A 22,193-nucleotide genomic window follows, 5' to 3' on the forward strand; every position below is an offset into this window, starting at 1 on the left:
GGTAAACAATCAATTATAGAGGGGGGAAATACAGGATTATAGGCATTTTGGCTATATTTTTAAATACAGACACGGGAATTAATAAGGGATAGAATAACGGTTCTATTTAAGCCTGGCCTTCTTAAGCAGGGGATCTATTGAGGTTTTCGGCGCGTAGGTTTGGCGATATTTCTTAATGTAATCAGATGGATTCATCTGAAATATTTTGCGAAACTGTTCTCTGAAATACTTTATGTCGTTCATTCCAACCATGTACATTGTTTCCTGAATGCTCTTATCCGTATTTATGAAAATCTCCGCTGCTTTTCTCAACCGTATAAAGCGAATAAAACTATTTGAGGAATGTCCCGAGATGGATTTGATCCGGTTGTAAAGATTTGTTCTCGACATTCCGATTTCTTCCGCCAGCATCTTGATGTTGAAATGGGGATCTTCGATATTTCGCTCGACTATATTTATACAACTTTTCAAGAAATTCTTGTGCTCCGCGGAAATTTTTGAGTTTCCGGGATTAAGTGTAATTTCACTATAGAAGTATTTCTGAAGACTATTTTTACTTTTAAGAATACCAGCAATGCGGGCCATTAAAAGTTCTTTATCGAAAGGCTTACTAATGTAGTCATCGGCGCCACTCTCCACGCCTTTTAATTTGATTTCTGCGGAACTGCTAGAAGTAAGTAGCACAACAGGAATGTGACTAATAGACTCATCTTCCTTGATAATGCTACAAAGTTCGATACCGCCGATTCCCTGCATCATTACATCGCTTATAACGATATCAGGTAAAAACTCACGAACTATCGACAGGGCACTCTCGCCATCTCTGGCCATTAGAACCAAATATTGCCCGGAGAACATGGTGCTTAAGTAACTGGCAATTTCCTCATTATCATCTACAATTAATATTGATTTTTTTTCCTGTGATAGCATTTCGTCCAAACCGGTTGACAATTCAGGTTGTGGTCTCATAGGTAAATCATCCTGATTCAGTTCACTCAGAAACTGAGAACTCATCTGCTGTCCTTGTATAATTTGATCGGGATGAATATGGCCTGTACCCTTTAAAAGATGAATCCGAAATGATGTACCCTTTCCCTCTTCACTTTGGAAATCAATGTTGCCACCGTGCATTTCAACAAAGTTTTTAACCAGGTAGAGTCCGATACCAAAACCCCCAGTAAAAGAAGCATTTTTATCCGATTGTTGGTAAAAGCGATTGAAAATTTTATTCTTTGATTCACTGGGAATACCGCAGCCCGAATCTGTTACAATTAATTCCACATCCTCCGTGCCTTCTTCTATTTCCAACGCGATGCGCCCATGCTCAGGGGTAAATTTAAAAGCATTGGAGAGCAGGTTAAATATTGCAATTTCCATCTTTTCCCTATCGGCATATACTTCCAGTTCTTCCCTAACACTGGAAAAAATATATTCAATATGCGAGCTTTTTGCCTGATGAGAAAAGCATAAAAAAACCTCCTTTGCCAAACTGACGAGATTTATACCGGATGCTTTCAGCGTATCGCCCTGTGAATCAGCCTTTCGGAAAAGCAACAATTGGTCTACCAGACTTAAAAGTCGCTTTGCATTTCGATAGACAATATTCATGCTACTGGTATCCAAGTTTTTATCATCTTTGTAAAGCAATTCTTTTACAGGATTGATAATCAGCGTTAGTGGTGTTCTGAATTCATGGGAAATATTGGTAAAAAAGGAAAGTTTTCGCTCATTGAGCTCTTTCTCTTTTTCACCCTCTATATGCGCAATCTTAATTTCGTATCTGAGTTCTTCCTGCTTTCTACGATATTGTACATAAGTATAACATGCTGCCAGTGTAATAATAATGTACAGCAAAAATGCCCACCAGCTCAAATACCAAGGTGGGTTTATGCGGACAATAACGACGCTTCCCTCATTATTCCAGACCCCATCATTATTTGAGGCCTTTACCTGAAATTTATAGGTTCCAGGGTTTAAGTTGGTATAGGTCGCTTTCCGCTGGTTACCTACATAATTCCATTTTTTATCAAATCCAATCAGCCGGTAAGCATATTGATTCTTCCAGGGAGATGCAAAGTTAAGTGCTATAAATTCAAAAGAAAACACACTCTGATCGTAGTTTAGCGTAATTTCTTTGACCAGGTTTAAACTTTCCCTTAGTGGCCCGTCCTGACCTGGGGATATGGATTTGTTAAACAGCTGAAAGTCTGTCAGGTAAACGGATGGAGCAACGTGATTGAACGCTAATTTTGAGGGGTCAAATTTTAGATAGCCTTTGTTACCAGCAACAATAATATCTGTTCCGTCTTTTGCAATGACCGAACTAACCAGTACGCCATCCGCCTCATCGAAATTTCTCACCTTTTTAGTTTTGGTGTCCAGGGTAGATATTCCATTTTCGGTCGCCAGCCAGATCATCCCTCTTTCGTCTTCAATTACATCATTGAATACCGTGTTGTAAAAGCCCTGTTCCTTGGAAAAGACCTGGAATCTGTCGGATCCTGGCGTATAAAGGTTCAGGCCATTAGGTGTACATATCCAGATGTTCTTTTTAGAATCCGTATACATTGCCCGAACAATATTACTACTTAAGCCCATATTATTACGATGCGTAGTTTCTATGGAGCGAAATGAGCCTGTTTTGAGATCAAATATATTGACACCACCACCGTAGGTTCCTATCCAGATCTTCCCGTCGTTTGCCATAGACAGGCAATAGGTATGGTTATTATTTAATGATTTTGGATTATTTAACTGATTATAGTAATGGATGAAGGAATTACTTTTGTGATTATAGATTTTGATCCCTGCATCAGTTGCAAGCACATAAATCCCGGGCGCTATCTCGATGATGTCCCTGAAAACATCTTCGTTAAAAAGATTACCAATTGTAGAATGATGATAATGATGTTCAAAACGGTTATTTGACTCGTCATAGCTATCGAACCCATTCTCGGTCAATATCCAAAGTATACCGCTACGATCAAAATATAGCTTGCTAATGTCATTGCTGGTAATACTATTCGTATTTGCATTTTTTGTAAACGTTTTGATGCGACCATCACGCGGATCAATTCTAAAAAGCCCGTTATTTGTTCCAAGCCAGATTACTGAATTCCTCACCGCAACGCTTTTTACCTCGCGATTTCCGAGTGGCAATGCGCGCAGACTGAATTTATACTGTTTTTCGTCGATCTTTCTAAGTCCGTTCCTGGCATTTATCCAAATAATACCATCTCGGTCCTTATAAGAATCGCCAAAGGAATAATTTTGAATATCAGGAATTTTGTTCCAGCTTTTAGTAACGGTGTTATGCCAGTAAAAGCCGTTGTTTCCTCCAACCAGTATCAAATCCTTTCTCACCGACAGGATACTGAAAACCGAGACGTTGTCCCGATCGGGCACTTCCATTTTAGAGAAAACTTCTGTTTTTGGATTGAATTCAAAAAGCCCGTTCCAATATGTGCCGACATAAATATTTCCACCCGGACTATAGGCCAATGCCCATACATCATTTGGATTTTTATACCCGGGTTTATGGTACTGTAAATAGTTGGTAAAGCGTTCTGTTTTTTTATTAAACTTATTCAGTCCGCCACTCCAATTACCCAAATACAAATTCTGCTGGTTGTCTTCAATGATTGCATTCACAGATTTCCCAAGCATCATACCTGATTTAGAAGGGTTTGGTCGGTAATTGACAAAGCCTTTGAGGTCTGATATGTACCGATTGAAACCATCGTCTGTTCCCACCCAAATTATCCCGCTTTTATCACATAAAATTGACCAAACTTTGTTATTACTAAGTGAGTTGGCCTGGCCATCACGATGGGCATATCTTTTAAAAGTTTCAGATAACGGATCTAATACATTCAGGCCATCCATGGTCGCCACCCATATCTGACCTTTGTGATCCTCAACGAGCGCATTTATGTAATTATTGGATATGGACTTCGGATCCCCGCTTATGTTCGAAAATATTTTGAAAGTATAGCCATCAAATCTGCATAGCCCATTTTCGGTTCCGACCCAAAGAAAACCTCTTTTATCCTTTATTGTAGCGGTCGTATTTTTGGAAGGAAGTCCGTCTTTTGTTGTGTATACGCCGACTCCACTCAATGCAGTACCGGTAAGATTTACATTGATTTTTTGTGCATAACCTGCTTGTATACTTACCAAAATAATAAAGCATATAAGCGATCTTGCGGCAGGCATTGAAAAATACTTGGTCAGGTTTAACAGATATATCAAAATATGAAGCGAATATAAGCTAAACAGTTTAATATATCAATTTCGTTACAATAAATACATTTGAGTGGAGACCAGCGATAACCTGTTGTGCTTGTTTTCTTCTGATTTAATGGTACTTTGATTCAGTACCTTCTATCTATCGCCTGCTACGGTGTATTTCGGATCTTCTATTATGTTCACATCAATAACAGATGCTGCATTCTGAAGCAAGGTGCGGCAATCTTTACTTAAGTAGCGCAGGTGTAGTTTCTTGCCAGCTTTATGATAACGTTCCGTTAATTTATTCAAGGCTTCAATGGCGCTCATATCCGCTACCCTGCTTTCTTTAAAATCGATAACAACTTCTTCAGGATCATTGTTTAAGTCGAACTTTTCGTTGAAAGCGGTAACTGAACCGAAAAACAACGGTCCAAATATCTCGTAATATTTGACGCCATTAGAATCAACGTATTTTCGTGCCCGTATTCGTTTTGCGCTTTCCCAGGCAAAAACCAGAGCTGAAATGATTACCCCTACAAGTACTGCAAGCGCCAAATTATGTAGCCAAACGGTGATAACTGCAACCAAAATACCTACGGCAATATCGTGACGAGGCATTTTATTAACTATCCGCAGGCTAATCCACTCAAAAGTGCCGATTGCGACCATAATCATCACGCCTGTTAAAGCGGCCATTGGTACAAGTTCAATAAGGGGAGCGCCGAAAAGAATAATTAAAAGTATGGTTATTGCTGCCACAATTCCGGAAAGCCTCGCTCTGGACCCAGCGCTAAGATTTACGAAAGACTGAGCAATCATGGCACACCCCCCCATTCCTGTAAAGAATCCATTTACCACATTCGCTGTACCTTGTGCAAGCGCTTCTCTATTCCCATTACCTTTAGTTTCTGTTATTTCATCTACGACGTTGAGGGTAAGCAAGCTTTCGACTAAACCAACCCCAGCCATTACCAGCGAATAAGGGAAGATAATCTTAAGCACATCAAAGCTGAAAGGCACCTTCGGAATGTGAAAAGGCGGGAAACCGCCGCTGATGGAAGCAATGTCTTTTACCGTTTTGGTGTCGATGCCAAAGCCCAATACAATTAAAAAGACAACAATGATGGCAACTAAAGAAGCCGGAACTGCTTTCGTAAATTTAGGTACAACAACTACAATTGCGATGGTGAGCACAACCAGACCCAGCATGATCCATAACGCTGTTCCTGATAGCCAGCTTGTTCCACTCGCGGTCACCACTTTAAACTGCTCTATCTGGGCCATGAAAATGATTACTGCCAGACCATTCACAAATCCATACATCACAGGTTGTGGTACCAGGCGAATAAACTTAGCTAAACGAAAGATACCGACCAGCAACTGGATTACACCTGCTAATGCTACTGCGGCAAATACATATTCTACACCATTCGACTGCATGAGTGCAATCAGTACAACTACAGTGGCGCCTGCACCACCGGAAACCATACCCGGGCGTCCACCGAGAACGGCCGTAATTAGCCCCATCAGGAAAGCAGCGTAAAGCCCAGTTAAAGGAGAGAGTCCAGCCAGGATGGCGAAAGACAAAGATTCAGGAATCATAGTCATCGCTACAGTAAGGCCGGCTAAAATTTCAGTCTTATAGTTAACCTTTCTGGAAAAGTCGAATAGATTTAAACGGGAAATCATAAAAGCGTAAGGGATAAAAAATTAAAATAAAGCTAAAGCCACAGATCAATCCAGAATGGCTACTGTTAACCTGATGATATCTTCAAAACCAGTCGTGTCCAGGCTCGATTTTGCCGTCACCTGCATACCTTTTACCACATGAAAAATAAATTTGGCCAATACCGCAGCATCCTCCACATTTTTTATTTCACCATTTTGCTGGTCCTTTTTAATGACTTTAAAAAAAGCAGCTTCCATTTGTTGCTCGTTCTGGCACACCAGTTTACTTACATCCTGATCATGCGGAGCAACCTCAACTCCCGCATTTATTATAAAACAGCCCTTTTGCTCTTTGTCGCCAATCAGTTCATTAGTGGCAAGTTTCATTAATTTAACAACCGTTTCTTTTGCAGAAATTGATTTTTGCAAAATTTCGTCAATCTTTGCTTTTCCGGAACACTGGTAGCTTTCCAAGGCTTTTAGAAACAGCGTGTGTTTATCAATGTAAGTATCGTATAAACTCGATCGACTGATGCCCAGTCCGTTCACCAAATCCTGCATGGAGGTGGCATTGTAGCCTTTGTGCCAAAATAGCTGAATTGCCTTGGTTAGCACCTCATTTTCATCAAAATCTTTCGTTCTTGCCATAACCGGAAATAGCCTTGCTTAATAAGCAAAGCTATTCATTTTAAAATTAATTTTTTAAAGCCTGGGTAATTACCTTACGCCACCGCTTGCAATGAGAATTTCTCCCGTCAACCAACGCGAATCTTCAGATGCAAGAAATACGGCAATATCAGCAACATCACCCGGCTTACCAACACGACCGAGTGGCGCAGATGCAATAGCTTCTTTCTCGAAATCGCTGCCAATTAAGCCAGCAGTATGTGTACCTTCCGTTTCGACCATACCTGGATTGATTGAATTTACACGAATACTTTTAGCACCAAGTTCCTTAGCTAAAACATGTGTAATAGAATCAACCGCAGCTTTGGTTGCAGTGTAAATTGAAGTTCCTACTGGCGTGATGGAAGTTACGGCCGATCCAATGTTAATGATGCTGCCGCCGGCACCATTGAAATGCTTCAATGCAGCCTGTGTGCTTAACAACAGGCCAAGTACATTGGTATCAAACTGACGATGAAAATCCTCTGCAGTAATTTCTTCAATTCCAGCGAATTGATAAACACCAGCATTATTTACCAGGATGTCCACCGGGCCAAATGTACGATCGGTCTCTTCAAATAACCGGGTCAGATCTGCTGGAATTGTAACGTCGGCCTGAACCGCAACCGCTTTGCCTCCCGCTGCAATGATTTCTTCCACTACCCCATCTGCTCCAGCTTTAGCAGATGCATAATTTACAACTACACTCACACCCGATGCTGCGAGACTTTTTGCGATTCCTGCACCAATACCTTTTGATGCGCCTGTAACTACGGCAATTTTATTAGCTAACTTTTTCATGTTTGTTTCTTAATTTTTATTATTGGAATAATCGTTCCACAAACATAACTTTAATACGGAACGATTGTTCCGTTATTATTTAATATTGGTTTAGGATGACAAATTCGGAATCTGCCTAAAATGAATCGGATATCTAGAAGAAGTTGTTTAGGCCAACTATCTTAAAAAATTGAATCGAGCCTTGATAAAATAGCCTAATGCGAATGCGCCCGAATGAAATGGGGTTTAAGGGAGAAGATAAATGAATGAAGCGTCTGTATCAGAAAGATTTATGCTGGCTCAAATGCAAATTATGTTTCAATTCGTCGTCATTTCCGATTTAATTGGGAATCCTAATGCTATCGCCTAGCGATTTAAGATTCCCGCCTGCGCGGGATAGCATCAATATAATATGGTTAATACTGTAAGACTGTCAGGATACCTATTTCCAACCAAGCGCAGGTGCAACATGTTCTAATATGGAAGAAAGTACGTGTATGTTATAATCAACCCCTAAGGTGTTCGGTATGGTCAACAGTACCGTATCTGCTTCCTGGATTGCTTCATCAGCTGTAAGTTCCTTTATTAGCTGTTCCGGTTCTGCGGCATATCCCCGGCCAAATACCGCCCTTTGTGTAGGCTCGATATAGCCAAAACTATCCGATCCTTTTCCCTGCTGCCCGAAATAATACCTGTCTTGATCGTTCATTAGCGCAAAAATCGATCGACTAACTGAAACCCTGGGTGCTCGCTCATGTCCCGCTTTTTTCCAGGCTTCCTTATACAGTCTGATTTGTTCGGCCTGCTGGATATGAAAAGGCTTGCCGTTTTCATCAAACTTTAAGGTCGAACTTTGCAGGTACATTCCGTTCTCTGCCGCCCAAACAGCAGTCGCATTGGAGGCGGCTCCCCACCAGATGCGTTCGCGAAGTCCTTCGGAATAGGGTTCCAGGCGCAAAAGCCCTGGCGGATTAGGAAACATGGGGTTTGGATTTGGTTGAGCAAAGCCCTCACCTTTCAATCTTTCCAGAAACTCCAGAGCCTTTTGCCTGCCCATATCCGCATCGTTTTCGCCTTCCTTTGGAGCAAAACCAAAATGTCGCCAGCCTTCAATCACCTGCTCGGGCGAACCCCGGCTTATGCCCAGTTGCAGTCGTCCACCGGAAATCAGGTCGGCAGCTCCGGCATCTTCAACCATGTATAATGGATTTTCATAGCGCATATCGATCACGCCCGTTCCTATCTCGATACTATGTCTTTGCGCCAATCGCCGAGAGTAGCGGAAAAGGCGAGGCCAGTTGCCGGGCAAAATGGTGCACTCTGAAATAAGCCCCATCCAGGCCGATCTCTTCGGCTGCAACAGCTAAATCGATAGACTGTAAAAGCGTATCAGCCCCAGTCCTGGCCTGGTAAGAAGGATGGTCGGACCAGTGACCGAAGGATATGAAACCTATTTTTTTCATTCCGGGAAGATTTGCAGTCAAATTTAGCCTGACTAATAGTAAACAAAGGTCATAGACCAGTCATATCGGCTGTTGAAAGATTTGCAAATATATTTTCATTCGAGCCGGAGTAGTATTTATCCTACAATTTCCTGCATACAAGTTAAAGACAATAATATTTGGATTAAATCCCATTCGTATTTCTGGAAAATGTAATTCTTTTTTCAAAAGTATTAGCAAAAATCAAAGAGAATCAGCTTTTAAAGTATATTTCCAACACAACAAGAGACCGATTCGCACCTTAATACAAAAAATAGTTTTTGAATTGCAAAAATTTTAGTTTTGGAATACCGACTGAAGCAAAATCAACTTCCTAAGAAAATAGTATTTAACGGAAGACGATTTACAGAGACAGTAATCAGGAATTACAAATGGACTTTATATTTGTCCATGACAGCCTTTAACATCGCCCAGTCAAAATTGATATCAAACTTTTTTGCAAGACCTTCCAGTGCACCTGGTTGGGGGCGCTTTCCACCGATGAACATATCGGCCAATGCCTGCATGTAAGCTTCATGACCACCCGGAACATACAGTTCAATGAATTTTGCCGGCTGAGCACCACTATTCCAAAACGTATGGACAATACCTCTAGGACGGAGGTGCCAGTCACCTGCCTTCACCTCAAATACCTGATCGCCAACCATAATATTCAGTACGCCCTCTGTTACCCTGCAAATCTCATCAAAATTCTTATGCGAATGTGGAGGAGCACCTAACAATCCTACGGGAAGTACGGATTCGCTGATTCCCAAATTACCCGCGGTCTGGCTGCTTGAAAGCTTGAAAACAATATCCCCATCCCCTATCTTACCACGTTTTCCACCACTGGCAGGTATATGCACCGGACCAGGAGCATCCTGAATATTAGACTCGCGTGCAAAAACAGTTGATGGCAATGCCGAGCCTATCATGATAGCCGAAAGGGATTGCATAAGCATTCTTCTGTTAATATTTTCCATAGAGGATACAAGTTCGGAAAAATAGAGCGCAAATCAAAACAAAAAAAATAGTCAATCAAACTCATTATGAACGCTTTAAATCAAAAAAGCATATTAAAGCTTTAACCCCATTTTGTGTTTTAAAGTCAGAAAAAAGCCATTCAGAACAATAACAGCGCATGAATGTTTATTTATAAATGGCGGAAAGAAAAGACATACGCTCCAAGAACCAGTATCTCAAGGCCTACGAACTTGAAAGAGCCGGCGATATCACTGGTGCCATCAAAGGCTACCAAAAAGCTTCCAAAACCAATCCGACCAACATCCAGGCCTGGAACAGGCAGATGATCCTGTTCCGAAAATCGAAGTCCAAATTACAGGAAATAAGCCTGATTAAAACTGCTATCTTCCAATATAAAAAATACATTGAAAAAGCCCACAAAGCCTGGCTCGAGGAAAATAGGGAAAAAGCTGCAAGCACCCATGAATTGGCTACAGTGCTCGGAATGATCGAACCTAGCGGAATTCCCCTAGGCGAACACGCCATCCTCGAAAAATGGGAGACCAGGCTTTACCTACTTGAATACCGTATAAAAAACGCAAGACCTAAAAAAATAAAAGCTGTCAGGAGGGCGCCAAAACCAAAGGCTTCCAAAAAACTAGCCAAACGTGAATAAGCAAATCCAAAAGATCGGATTAATCGGCATATACTTCTTTATGAAGTACTGATTTCCTTGCGAAATAATCAGACCAAAAGATTTATTTAAATATTGTTTGCATCAAAATCGCCAATAAGGTTAAGCTAATGGGTAAGTTCAATAAGTACACCGGATATTGTCCAGATACAGCATGCAATGCTAAATAATAAGCAGTACAATACAATATCGACTTCTTTTCTCATCTTGATGACAAAGACTGCAATGAACAAAAGTGGACAAGTTGCCATATAAATGAAAATAATGGCCGCCAGCGTCTCAAATATATCCGGACTGTAATTTATGAGCAATATGTTCATACCCAGGAAAAATAGCCAGATAAAAATTGGGGAGATTAGGCATAACAGCCATTTCCAATACCTTTTTAGTACAAGTTGTTCAGGATAGGTATTGCGATAGTTTCTGCGCAACAAGACTATGATGCCGGCAATGCACAAAACCATCATTCCGATCTTAAATTTAATGTTCCGTATGCTGTCCGATCGGGTATTGATACGTATTGAAGAAATGAGCTTAGCGTCGCGGAATTGCTCAACCTTGGTTCTTTCTCCCTTGACAATGTGCTGTGTTATAACAGCATTGCTGCTGCTGTCTTTAAAGGTCCAAATGGAATCTTCAATACCTAATTTATAGAAGCCTTCAATAATCAACCTGCCATTTTTTGTCCTTGTAAACCGCCCGTCCAGCCGCCCGCCCTTAAACCTTAAAGAATCTTTGCCTAATGGTGTCTCAATACTTAAAGCAGTTATTTCTCCCTGAGGCATCCGGCTCGTATTATCTCCAATCCGTCCGATGGCATAAACATCCAGATTTTCGAGGGAACGGTTCTTATTATAATCATCGTCCAGAACAGGTCTGCTAATGTACTGTTGGTTAACCTTAACAATGAGTAACGAATCCATCCTATACAATTCAAATTCACCATAAAGTTTGGCATCCGGCATTACCGCAGATCGCAAAAGCACATACTGTGGATGGTCGAAAGACTGAACATACCGCTGCTGGCTAGTGGCACAGAAGGAGAAAATACTAACGATTGCTGTAAACGCAGTGCCGAAACGAGTTAAAAGGACGTTATTCGTCGCAGGCTGCACTTTGCCATCGAGATGGAACCAACCCAGCAACAACATCGGTAGGGCAAGCCAATCGGTATAATCAACAGTCCGCTCAATGGGAAAGACGGTCGTCATTAATTCAATCAGTCCGGACGCGTATTCACTTTTCCAGAAAGCGAACAGTACGCCGCTGAGGATAAAAATCCATGATTTAAATCTGGGAAAGAGGGCCGACCAAAAAACCGGAAAAACAAACAGTCCGCAGAAATCGGAAAGTTTGCCTGTGAATGCGTTATGAAAAGCAGCTTTCAGAAGGAAGTCGTTGAGAATCAACAGCGCAAGACCAAAGATAAAAAACGGCGATAAGATTTTTTTCGAGCTGTGATTCATGATTCCCTTGTTATTTATTTATTAATACTAGATAATCAGGTAAGTAACCTTTAACGGGGGACAATTAAAAAATATATGGCCTAAACTGGAATAAAACCAGCAATCAAATTTGAACCATCATTGTGGGAAGAAACGTAAATTAACTTGACAAAGCTGCTCCCAAACAACGGCAGCTGAAATATCGCTTTGCCAGTTCCTCAGGATTATTAACTCAAATTTAGGAGCAAGAATAAATCAGAATCCCGGTATAGCGGATACAATCCTGATGTAAAAGTGTTGCTTACCCTGGCAGGAGGCAATTGTTGATGAAGAAAGAATTAAGCTTTAATCAAGAAACCTATTCCATGAAGTTGGGCAGGTTCCTTTTTAATTTTTTTGTTTCACTTTTAATGGTCTTGAGTATTTATGATTTATCAACCATCCGGTGTTTTATGGACAGGTTCTTTCTATATTTTTTCACATAATCAGACGGCAGTACGCCAAATACTTTATTAAACTGTTCTCTAAAATACCTGATATCATTGAAGCCACAATGAATAGCAGTTTGATTGATGTTATAATCGGAGTTGATTAACAGTTGTGCTGCTTTCCTCAACCTGATGTACCGTATAAACTCATTCGTTGTCTTCCCGGAAATTGCCTTAACCTTTTTATACAAAACGGAAGACGAAATGGCCAGTTCATCTGCAAGGATTTTAACACTGAATTCTGGATTGTCTAAATGCTTTTCAGTAATCGCAATGCATCGATCGAGAAATTGCTTATATTCTCCTGAAATCTTGAAATCGTCAGCCTTAAGCGTTATCTCGTTCAGGAAGTATTGTTGAAGTGCATTCCTGCTTTTCAAAAGGTTAGCAACGCGTGCAACCAGAATATCCTTTTCGAATGGTTTCGTGATAAAGTCATCCGCACCTTGCTCAATGCCTTTCAGCTTTATTTCAGATGAGGAACCAGAAGTTAATATGATAACAGGAATGTGGCTCAGTTCAGGAGTCGACTTAATTTTTGAACATAAATCCAGTCCATCACCGCCATTCATTACCACGTCCGTTATCACGATGTCTGGTGTATACTTCTTTACCTTTTCAAACCCTATTATTCCATTGTTGGCTTCATAAACTAAGTATTCATCATTGAAAATCTTTTTTATATAACTTCTGATGTCATCATCATCTTCTACAATCAACAGGGCCTTTTTTTCTGAGGTTGGATCAAAACCGCCAGCGATATCCGGGCTAAGGAACTCACTTGAAATTTCTTCTTCTATTGGTTGGAAAGTATATTCTTCAGTAGCATGATTTAGATACTTAAAAGAGGCATCATCAAGCATTTCTGCTGCCTGGAAGTGTACGGACCCAAGCAATAAACTAAACCTGAATGTAGTTCCTTCTCCAATTACGCTATTGTAATCTATTGTACCATGATGAGCACTTATAAGCGTTTTTACTAAATAAAGGCCTATTCCAAATCCGCCACGGCTGTTTTGACGGCTATCCTGATAGAATCTATCAAATATCTTTGATCCGGCTTCTGTTGATATCCCTGAACCTGTATCAGATAGCTCTACAATGAGCTCGCTTGATGTAGTACTTATCTCCAATCGAATGTTACCGCCGTTGGGTGTAAATTTAAAGGCATTGGAAAGCAAGTTAAAAAGCACTATCTCCAATTTTTCACGGTCCCCACAAACAAGCACTTCCCCTTGTGGCGGGCAGAGATAAGAATAGGTTATTTTCTTGGATTTGGCCTGATGTGTAAAAGAGGCAAATATTTCCCTGCTGAAAGCAATAAAATCAAATCTTGAAACTTTAATCTCCTGAGTTTCAGATTTCCTGAAACTCAGGAGTTGATCGACAAGTGATAACAACCTGCGAGCATTGCGGTAAACAATTATAAGTTCTTTTGGGTCCACGTAACTATCCTTACTATTTAAAAATTCTTTTATAGGATTGATAATCAACGTAAGGGGCGTTCTAAATTCGTGCGAGATGTTGGTGAAGAAAGTGAGCTTATTTTCACTCAGCTCTTTTTCTTTTTCAACCCTTAAATCCGCGAGTTCAATTTGATATTTTAAGAAAGATTGACGACGTTGATAACGCAAAAACACATATCCAATAAAAACGAAGAGTATAAAATAACCTGAATAGGCCCACCAGGATCGGTACCATGGGGGCAATATGGTAATAAGCATGGTTTTTTCGGCTTTCGACCATACACCATCAGCATTGGTAGACTTTATCCTTAAGCGATAGCTGCCATCAGCCAATTTTGTATAGTTGGCCGTTCTAACCTTTCCAACCTCGTTCCAACCTTTATCCCAACCCTCCATGTAATAAGCATATGAAATCTTACCTGGAGCACTATATTCAAGCGCGGCAAAATCCACAGCTAATGCTTCGTTATATGGAATTTCGAGCTGGGTAATCTCCCCGCTGCTAATGTCACTTACAACCGAATTCACTGGTGAAACCTCCACATTGTTAATACGTATCCCAGTTATAGCAATTGGGGCGTTAGCTGCTACAACTTTGTTGCTGTCCGGACCAAGGATGCTGAAGCCCTTTAATCCTCCAAATACCAGTTCCCCGGAACTTAATTTCAAGGATGCATTATCAAGGAATTGGTTACTCTGTAATCCATCTTCCTGATAAAAATTTGTAAACGTGCGTTTCTTAATATCGAACTTTGATAAACCACTAAATGTACTTAACCATAAACATCCATCGGACTCAATAATGGCGATAACAGAATTATTAGAAAGCCCATCTGATGTAGAATATTGCCTGACTATCTTTTTGGTATTTCGATCGAACAACAGCAAGCCCCCGCCCTCGGATCCAAGCCATAAATTGCCGAAACTATCTTCAAATATCACCCTGACAGGCTTGCCGATTTCATAATATCCATGGTTTTTCCGGCTTCTGTCAATCTTGATCAGGTGAGCAGCGTTGCCGCCCCAAAGTTCATGGTAACTGTCTTCTTTCAGCGACAACAGATTTTCTTCTAATGATTTATCAAAAACTTCAAAGCGATCTTTTTCCCTATTAAAAAAATACAATATTCCGTGAGAAAATGTACTGGCCCATAAAGTCTTGTCATACCCTTCCAGCAATTGCCATACTTTGCCATTTTCATTGCCCGTAAACTGATTGATACATTTGTAGCGCTTGAATTTTGTTCCATTTCCTACAACTTTATTTATTCCTCCTCCATAGGTGGCAATCCATATATTTCCCAGGTAATCCTCCTTTATAGACATGATCGCGTTGCTACTTAAAGACGCTGCATCCTGTGGATCGGAAACCAGATTGGTAAAAACATTCTGTTTTCGATTCCAAATGCTGATACCACCGGCATCCGTTCCTATCCAAAGTCTATGGCTGCGATCCTCAAAAAAAGCAGATACGTAATTGCTTATTAAACCGCCCTTTTGAAGCGGATTTCCGGAAATCGTTTTAAACTTGGCGCGCTTGGCGTCTATTACAATCACACCTTCTTTAGAAGTACCAATCCATTTTCTACCAGACTCGTCTTCATAAATAGATAGAATCAATTGGTTTTGAATAGCTCCTTTTAACGGACGCTGGTAGCGATCAATGTCAATTTTGTTCTTTACTTTCAGCCCGTCTGCATTTGTACCAAGCCATAACTGCCGCTGTTTATCTAAATACATCGCGGAAATAATCTCTGCATCCAACAAAGGCGTGAGGTTTCCTGTAACGGGCGCTAATTTGCGCGACACTGCATTGTAACGCATGACACCGTTGTTGGTGCTTATCAGCAAATTATGAGCGTCCTCTACCTCTAAACATTGGGTTAGTTGGTCGATTTTATGAACTAAATTTATGATTCTGGATTTTTGATCATAAACACAAAGACCAACGCCTTCGATGAGTAGGTAGATTTTATTGTTTAGTGTAATTCTGACATCAATAGCATTATATCCGTAAATTATTTGTCCTTTATTGTTTTTCAAAGGCACCTGCAGTGCATCGGGGCTTTTAGCAGGTTTTACGATTAAGCCTGCCCCATTCGTAGCTATAATCATTTCCCCGTTTTTAGCGGTTCTGATTTTATTGATCTGCGATTTCAGCTCCACCCTGGCTTTATCTGCGCTCCGGATAAAATATGCCGGAGAAAAACGATTGCTCAGTAAACTGTAAATACCAATACCTTGCCCCGTTCCTACCCACAAATTGTGGTTTGCATCTTCACTAATCGTATATATATAATTATGAGGAAGTGAACTTTTATCCCCTAAAACATTTCTGAAAATTTTGAACTCATAACCATCAAACCTATTTAGTCCGTCGTGGGTACCAAACCATAGGAAACCCTTTGAATCTTTGAAAATGGCCCTTACAGCATTATTCGACAGACCTTTCTCAATACCTATTGTCGTAAAGGGCAAGGTATCGTTTCCGCGTACGACCCCACACAATAACAATATCAGAAAAAAAGCGAACAGTTTGACGAGCACCTTATGCATAAATACCGGTTATAGATTTAGAAGCAGAATGAATTAAATCTGAGTAAAAATTAATTTTCAAGAGCCATTTTACATTAATTCAGTGGTTAGGTTGTAATATAACTATTTTTGATTGGTTATCATGAGGTAATAGTCTTTGTTCCCACAAATATTATGACGTTCTCCTCCAGATGCTCCGCACATCCAAAGAATAGCGCCAGCTCAGCAATGGTTATTTCCCTTCGTCAAATCTTAAATTCAGCAGCTGCTTTTAATAAATTGTTTATTTTCAGATTTGGACCAGCATTAAATACTTTAAAACTAATTTTTCAGTTTAACAGGAAAGTAGTTCCACTCTTCACCATCTACAAAGATTAGCGAAAATTTTCCCTTGCTTTCTTTCGTCCCAAAACCTAAGTACCTGGCCAACTACAAATTATGTCAAGACTATATTTTCGACATAGCAAACATTTCATAGTCCGCAATGTTGTTTACAAAGACCGGCGGAGAACAACTGGTTACAACATTACATTGCCCTTCCGAGAACCGCGGCCTAAAGAGCCGGCGTCACCTTTTTTTGGAACTGCCCAAAAAAAGAAAACATGAGTACCATCATTATCCAAGAAACCGACCCGCATGTATTGGACAGCTTCAAGCTGCGCTTGCAGAAGAAAACTTTAACGTGTATGCGATGCAGCAGTGCAATGAAGACTTCATGACGTTAATCGAAGAAACCAAGCCACATGTTGTGGTACTTGACTACCGGTTGGACGGAAAAAATTGTCTGGACATTTTCAACAAAATCAGAATAAGATACCCACACCTGCCGATGATTGCCCTAAGTTGCAACCATAACATCAACACCTTAGCACCCGAACTCGGCTTTGATGGCTATATCCCTAAGCCGTTTGACCTGGATGAACTCTATCGTACACTCCGGCATTTTATACCAGGTCCAACCAGTACCACATCCAAAGAATATTCATCGGTAAACACTTAAACCCGCGGAATAAGTACCTAATATGCTTATCATTTGTGAAATAGGCAACTGTTTTACATCCTAAACGTACACACCAATAAAACCTATGAAAAAAATAATTACGATCCTTGAGGACGACAGGGATATACGGGAGATTTGCATCATGCTCTTTTCAGAAGAAGGCTACAACGTTCATAGCTTTGAAAACATCGCTTCGCTCTCAAAGGCTTACCCCAAGGATGAGACCGATTTATTTCTTTTAGACATCCAGTTGCCGGATGGCAATGCCCTTGACTTATGTAAAATATTAAAAGCCAGCCCCATATATCAATCCATACCAATCCTAATGATGTCTGCTAACTTTAAAAAAGGAATCTCTGTTCCGCCCTGCCAGGCCGACGGATTTATCGAAAAACCTTTTGATATTAACAAACTTCTGGACCGGGTGGCGATGCTGATGCATTAACAAACAATTATAGGAAAGTATTTGTTGCACCTTTTGTATGGCCAGTGAGAAACAATGATTAAATATAGATGCTATAGCAGTTATAGACTAAGTTGCTTAATCGACTACTATTGCCAAATAAATCGAAACAAATGATGCTCCGCCAGTTAATAACCTTTCCACTTGTTTTCATCGCGCTGACAATTCTGCTTCCATCCTGTAAGAACCGGAAGTCACGAGTGGAGCAGCATCATTCGCAGACAACGGTCATCAAACCATCTAATAATGAACCCAGCGCACCAACTACAAATGACACCTTACAATTTATACACTTTGAGGGAAATTATGATTACTGGTCATGTGTCTTCCTAAATTCAAAAAAAGACACGGTAACCCTTGTAACAGATACCGTTATATCCGGCAGGTACAGGAACAGAATGTTTTTGGTGACCTACTTTACAGATACGCTCTATCAGGCCGGCGATAACGACAGCAAGTTCACTGCGCTACGCATGAGTAACTTTAAGGTACTTGGCAGAAAGCCCTTTGTTGATCCCATAACCGAGCAGCAGATTTTGCAGGACGTATGGAATTTGCAGGAGGTGCAGAGCGGAGCTGACCAGGTGTTATAGCTGAAAGGCCGACAAATGAAAAGAATTATTATCTTGTGGAAACCGGTACCCACGGGAGGACAACTTTTCCAGGTTTCATATGTTCAGGGTCTACATTTACCCCAACTACGAGATTAGGGTTTACGATCCCGGGAATGATACGGACATTAGTCTTATGCAATGGAGAGGCAATAGCAGCAAATAATTTTAAAGACAAATCGAATGAACATTACATGGCGCACCATCATCATCAAGCTTTGCTTTCTCATCGTTCCATTTATTATTCTTGCGCTGATATTACTGGATAATGGGGGTAACGGCGGAGTTGGCGGCGGAGGTTATGACCTTTCCGGGCTTGTTTATGGGCTTGCCTTATTTGCAGTGATCATTCTTTGGCTGACCTATATCCTGCTGGGTTACCTGTGGGTTAAAACTCCAGCAGAAAGAAAGGCCCAGCATTTGTTGACCATTTCGGGAATAACAGCGCTTATATTGGCCTGGATAATCACCTCGCACATGTTTTAAGCATTAGGCAAAAGTTAATCCAGAAAATCATTTTAACAAATAGTTGAAGCTGATTATACCATCGCAATATTGAATTTGCAGATTTATCGGCAAATATTTTAAATTCTGTACTAATGCTGCCTGCAGAAGCCCTCACCATTTCCGGCGACCCTGCATAACTAAAGCATAACTTTGGTAGTGAAATGTTTAGCAAAAACAAACCTTGGCTTTCACATTTTGGTAAGCAATAGCCACACTAGGGTAAACAACGGTAACCCTGGAATAACCTGTCAGGATGAAATGATGAACGAAAATAACAAATAAGGCCCCTTTTGCCCGCTATAGGGCGGCGCCTTATAAAATCATTGAGGTCAAAAATAAATGCCATCGGTTGATATGTTGCTTTCCAGAAAGAACCTTCCAATGGCAAATATTTTTAATAAACTATAAAGGAATATCTGAATTAATATAAGGTTCAAAAAATTTAGTTCAGTGATATAAGAATTCAACAAAAATCGTTACAAAGCATTGTGTTCAGTAATCGCCTCGCCAAGTACTTCCACAAATCGATCATCAAGCTGATCCATTGTGGCCCATTTAACACCCCTTTCTCCAGGTTGAGCATAAATTGCCCCAACTTTCACTTCATTGTCAAAGATTCTGTAAACACCATTCTCCTGTGGTTCTATCCTAAAGCTTCGATTATCTAAATTAACATAGAAATCTTCATGTTCTACAAGTGACCGTTGCTCGTCTTCAATTGTATTTTGCACTGGATTATTTGTGTGGGCATGCTCAATAAGCTCGTGTATTTTACTACTTTCCTCCTCACGCGATAGTGGTAACTCAGGTAATTGATCTCCCGCGGAATTTGAATCTATTCCTCTAGAAATAATGTTCCCCCTGTCGAAATGATGGTGTTTATAAAACTCCGGATGCTCCATCTCTATTATCTCTTCCTCTATTCTAAGGGCAGCCGGGCTGCCAATAGCGGATCTGATTTGCATTTCTGTCTCCCTTGTTACCTCGCCAATAATATAACGTGGCATGGATGCATATTGCTGCTCGCTCATTACCGGTATAACAACTTCTTTAGTATTTTCGGCCAGATTCGCATAACCTATCGGAATCAGTACCGCCTTCTCCTCCGTAACCGCCACCGATTCATCAAGATCGACAATGATGTATCGAATAGCATCTTGTGACGCATCAAATAAAAGATCCCTGACTTTACCAACCGTAACGCCACTTTCATCGACTACAGGCCAATTCGTAATATCCGCCTGACCTTCAACAATCTTGTAATTGCTATTTGATAACTCATCAAGGTTAACATAGTCTATTTTTCCTGTATTCATATCTTTTTATATTAAGGCTATTGTTATATCGCCTCTAATCTAACATTGCCAGCCGCAAATGGTTTTCAATATCTCCACTGCCTCGGTTAAGATGGATTCATCGATGTAATACGAATCAATAGCTTGCCTTCATTTCAAAATGAACCAAATTATATACGGCTACATCCTATATCGAAAGTTTAATTACAATATATTTTTATTGAATACATAATTTTGGTGTATAAGTAAAATAAAAAACGAAATTTATGCCTATTTTTAAGTCCTTTATGACCTTAAAAGAGCGCAGATTATTTATCGATAAAAAGTAAATATGATTGTAAGCGCATCTAAGAGCCAGCAGGAATAACAGGAGCGATTATTGCAAATAGGTTATTTTATATTAAACCTCATACAATGGACAATTCACCAATTCACTCAAATAATTTAAAAGCGGAGTTAAGAGATTATCAGGCATTTAACGGAAATAGTAAAACCCGTAAGGCCTTGTTTTCTAAATTAATTAATAGTTTTTTAAGCAGTTATAAAAAAGTTTCTGGTAAGGATAAACTGGCTACTCGTTAGCATTTTGGTTAGCCTATGTTGCACGCTAAAATGCAATCACGAAACATTGCGATTTGGTCGTATTTATTTTAAAGACTTTAGCTGATCCTTCTTTAAGTCTTTAATTTTTTCAGCATGTTTGTTTGTTACAGATTTCGACTGCGCCCGCTCATAATATTTTATTGCATTTGAGATGTCACCTTTCTTGACGAATATTTCAGCCATCAAGCCGTATACCTCCTCATCGTCTGGGTATTCATTTAGCAGATTTTTTGTCAACGCTTCTGCATCATCAATCTTTCCTTGCGACAGTGAATATTCTGCGAATTGAAACAAGGCGTTACGTGGCAAAGAAATATTAACACCATAAGACTTGGCTATATTAATCTTTTTGTCTTTTAAAACCACCGACGGGCTCGTTTTATGATATATTAAAACATCCATTGCAAGGCTATCGGAGATGTACCAATCCTTAAACACAAATGCTAAACCTGCGGGTATACCGTGCAGCGGAGTAGTCATATGGTTATATCCTTTCAAAAAATCAAATTGCCAGTTCACCACATTGTGTTTGTGCAACTTATAAAGACTATCCACTTTCAACGCCCCTGATTTAAAACCGCTTTCCTGAAAACCATTATCTCCGGAGGAAAAATAATATTTCTGTTTTTTTAAACTGCTAACGGATGTAGCAGACAAGTAACGCTCTACTTTCGAAATAACTTTCGAATTAATAGTATTGTCTTTATTAGGATAATTTAAGGCTCCACTTATGCTAATAACAGAAGGAAATATTTCCGGGTAGCTAACCATGGCGTTCGTAACAAACTGCCCACCTAATGAATGGCCAATTAACGTTACATAACCATTCGCTTTATAATTTTTATTGACATAATCCAGAAGGTCGTTTTTTATAAAATCCAGGAATATTTTTGTGGTTTGCTCTGATTTTTCGAAGTTCAATTCCTGGCTTCTATTATTTTGTACCACGCCCAAAAATATCGCTTCCGGGATGTCATTTGTCCATGTCATTCTATCTATAATCGACGAAGTCAAATTGTACAGGCTTTTATCCTGTGCATCAAACAAAATGATTAAGGGATAACGTTTATTTTCTATTCCATAGTTCTTTGGAAGTTGAAGGTATATCGTCCGGTTTATATTTTCTTTTGAAGAATGTATTGTTATTGTATTTTTATCGCCTAATTTTACCTGTTGCGCAGATGCTGTAACCAGCACTGACAACAGGGCTATAATCGTAGATATTTTTTTCATAATATTGCCTGAAACGTATATATGAAATAAATATCTGCTAATACTGGTTTCCTTATGAATAAATG

At 40.0% G+C, this 22,193-nt stretch carries 17 protein-coding genes; 6 read left to right on the forward strand and 11 right to left on the reverse strand.

The features are described from left to right. Window positions 1-102: 102 nt before the first annotated feature. From ASF92_RS09275 to ASF92_RS09300, 7 genes are all read right to left on the reverse strand, one after another. Window positions 103-4,179 carry a two-component regulator propeller domain-containing protein gene (locus ASF92_RS09275; protein WP_197413265.1) on the reverse strand — a complete coding sequence of 1,359 codons (4,077 nt, stop codon included), beginning with the start codon at window positions 4,177-4,179 and terminating at the stop codon, window positions 103-105. Between the two features lie 204 nt (window positions 4,180-4,383). Beyond that, the gene (locus ASF92_RS09280; protein ID WP_056091405.1) at window positions 4,384-5,919 is read right to left on the reverse strand and encodes a SulP family inorganic anion transporter; all 1,536 of its coding nucleotides are present in this window, start codon (window positions 5,917-5,919) and stop codon (window positions 4,384-4,386) included. Between the two features lie 45 nt (window positions 5,920-5,964). Next, window positions 5,965-6,546, reverse strand: a complete 582-nt coding sequence (locus ASF92_RS09285) for a TetR/AcrR family transcriptional regulator (RefSeq protein WP_056091409.1) — start codon at window positions 6,544-6,546, stop codon at window positions 5,965-5,967. 69 nt (window positions 6,547-6,615) lie between these two features. Then, window positions 6,616-7,365, reverse strand: a complete 750-nt coding sequence (locus ASF92_RS09290) for a glucose 1-dehydrogenase (RefSeq protein WP_056091413.1) — start codon at window positions 7,363-7,365, stop codon at window positions 6,616-6,618. A 421-nt stretch (window positions 7,366-7,786) separates the two neighbouring features. Then, window positions 7,787-8,611, reverse strand: coding sequence for an LLM class flavin-dependent oxidoreductase (locus ASF92_RS09295; RefSeq protein ID WP_231729786.1), 825 nt, complete (start codon window positions 8,609-8,611; stop codon window positions 7,787-7,789). After that, window positions 8,595-8,828, reverse strand: a complete 234-nt coding sequence (locus tag ASF92_RS21385; RefSeq protein WP_231729787.1) for a hypothetical protein — start codon at window positions 8,826-8,828, stop codon at window positions 8,595-8,597. Before ASF92_RS21385 ends, ASF92_RS09295 begins: the two co-directional genes overlap by 17 nt. A gap of 383 nt (window positions 8,829-9,211) precedes the next feature. Further along, a complete protein-coding gene (locus ASF92_RS09300) occupies window positions 9,212-9,781 on the reverse strand; it encodes a cupin domain-containing protein (RefSeq protein WP_197413266.1) in 570 nt (189 codons plus the stop codon). Window positions 9,782-9,984: 203 nt separating this feature from the next. On the opposite strand from ASF92_RS09300, the gene ASF92_RS09305 reads away from it, so the two are divergent. Continuing rightward, a complete protein-coding gene (locus tag ASF92_RS09305; RefSeq protein ID WP_056091420.1) occupies window positions 9,985-10,464 on the forward strand; it encodes a hypothetical protein in 480 nt (159 codons plus the stop codon). Window positions 10,465-10,589: 125 nt separating this feature from the next. Here the strand turns inward: ASF92_RS09305 and ASF92_RS09310 are convergent, their stop codons facing one another. Next, the gene (locus tag ASF92_RS09310; RefSeq protein WP_056091423.1) at window positions 10,590-11,948 is read right to left on the reverse strand and encodes a hypothetical protein; all 1,359 of its coding nucleotides are present in this window, start codon (window positions 11,946-11,948) and stop codon (window positions 10,590-10,592) included. Window positions 11,949-12,351: 403 nt separating this feature from the next. Next, a complete protein-coding gene (locus ASF92_RS09315; protein ID WP_056091426.1) occupies window positions 12,352-16,437 on the reverse strand; it encodes a two-component regulator propeller domain-containing protein in 4,086 nt (1,361 codons plus the stop codon). A 463-nt stretch (window positions 16,438-16,900) separates the two neighbouring features. Here ASF92_RS09315 and ASF92_RS09320 point away from each other — a divergent pair, with 463 nt between their 5' ends. The 4 genes from ASF92_RS09320 to ASF92_RS09335 all read left to right on the forward strand — a co-directional run bounded on the left by ASF92_RS09320 (window position 16,901) and on the right by ASF92_RS09335 (window position 18,976). Then, a complete protein-coding gene (locus tag ASF92_RS09320) occupies window positions 16,901-17,416 on the forward strand; it encodes a response regulator (RefSeq protein WP_056091429.1) in 516 nt (171 codons plus the stop codon). Window positions 17,417-17,501: 85 nt separating this feature from the next. Next, on the forward strand, window positions 17,502-17,861 hold the full coding sequence (locus tag ASF92_RS09325) for a response regulator transcription factor (protein ID WP_082489517.1): 360 nt from the start codon (window positions 17,502-17,504) through the stop codon (window positions 17,859-17,861). A 110-nt stretch (window positions 17,862-17,971) separates the two neighbouring features. Then, a complete protein-coding gene (locus ASF92_RS09330) occupies window positions 17,972-18,472 on the forward strand; it encodes a hypothetical protein (protein WP_157263802.1) in 501 nt (166 codons plus the stop codon). Window positions 18,473-18,673: 201 nt separating this feature from the next. Further along, entirely contained in the window at window positions 18,674-18,976 is a 303-nt protein-coding gene (locus tag ASF92_RS09335) for a hypothetical protein (RefSeq protein WP_056091442.1), read from the forward strand. Between the two features lie 497 nt (window positions 18,977-19,473). Here ASF92_RS09335 and ASF92_RS09340 read toward each other — a convergent pair whose 3' ends face one another. Further along, window positions 19,474-20,313: a PRC-barrel domain-containing protein gene (locus ASF92_RS09340; RefSeq protein WP_056091445.1), complete on the reverse strand. Its 840-nt coding sequence runs from the start codon at window positions 20,311-20,313 to the stop codon at window positions 19,474-19,476. Window positions 20,314-20,706: 393 nt separating this feature from the next. Here ASF92_RS09340 and ASF92_RS20995 point away from each other — a divergent pair, with 393 nt between their 5' ends. Then, the gene (locus ASF92_RS20995) at window positions 20,707-20,874 is read left to right on the forward strand and encodes a hypothetical protein (protein WP_157263804.1); all 168 of its coding nucleotides are present in this window, start codon (window positions 20,707-20,709) and stop codon (window positions 20,872-20,874) included. 63 nt (window positions 20,875-20,937) lie between these two features. On the opposite strand, the gene ASF92_RS09345 is transcribed toward ASF92_RS20995, so the two are convergent. Continuing rightward, entirely contained in the window at window positions 20,938-22,128 is a 1,191-nt protein-coding gene (locus ASF92_RS09345; protein WP_056091448.1) for an alpha/beta hydrolase-fold protein, read from the reverse strand. Between the last annotated feature and the right edge of the window lie 65 nt (window positions 22,129-22,193).

This window comes from Pedobacter sp. Leaf176, assembly GCF_001424305.1.
In the GTDB taxonomy this organism is placed as follows: Bacteria; Bacteroidota; Bacteroidia; order Sphingobacteriales; family Sphingobacteriaceae; genus Pedobacter.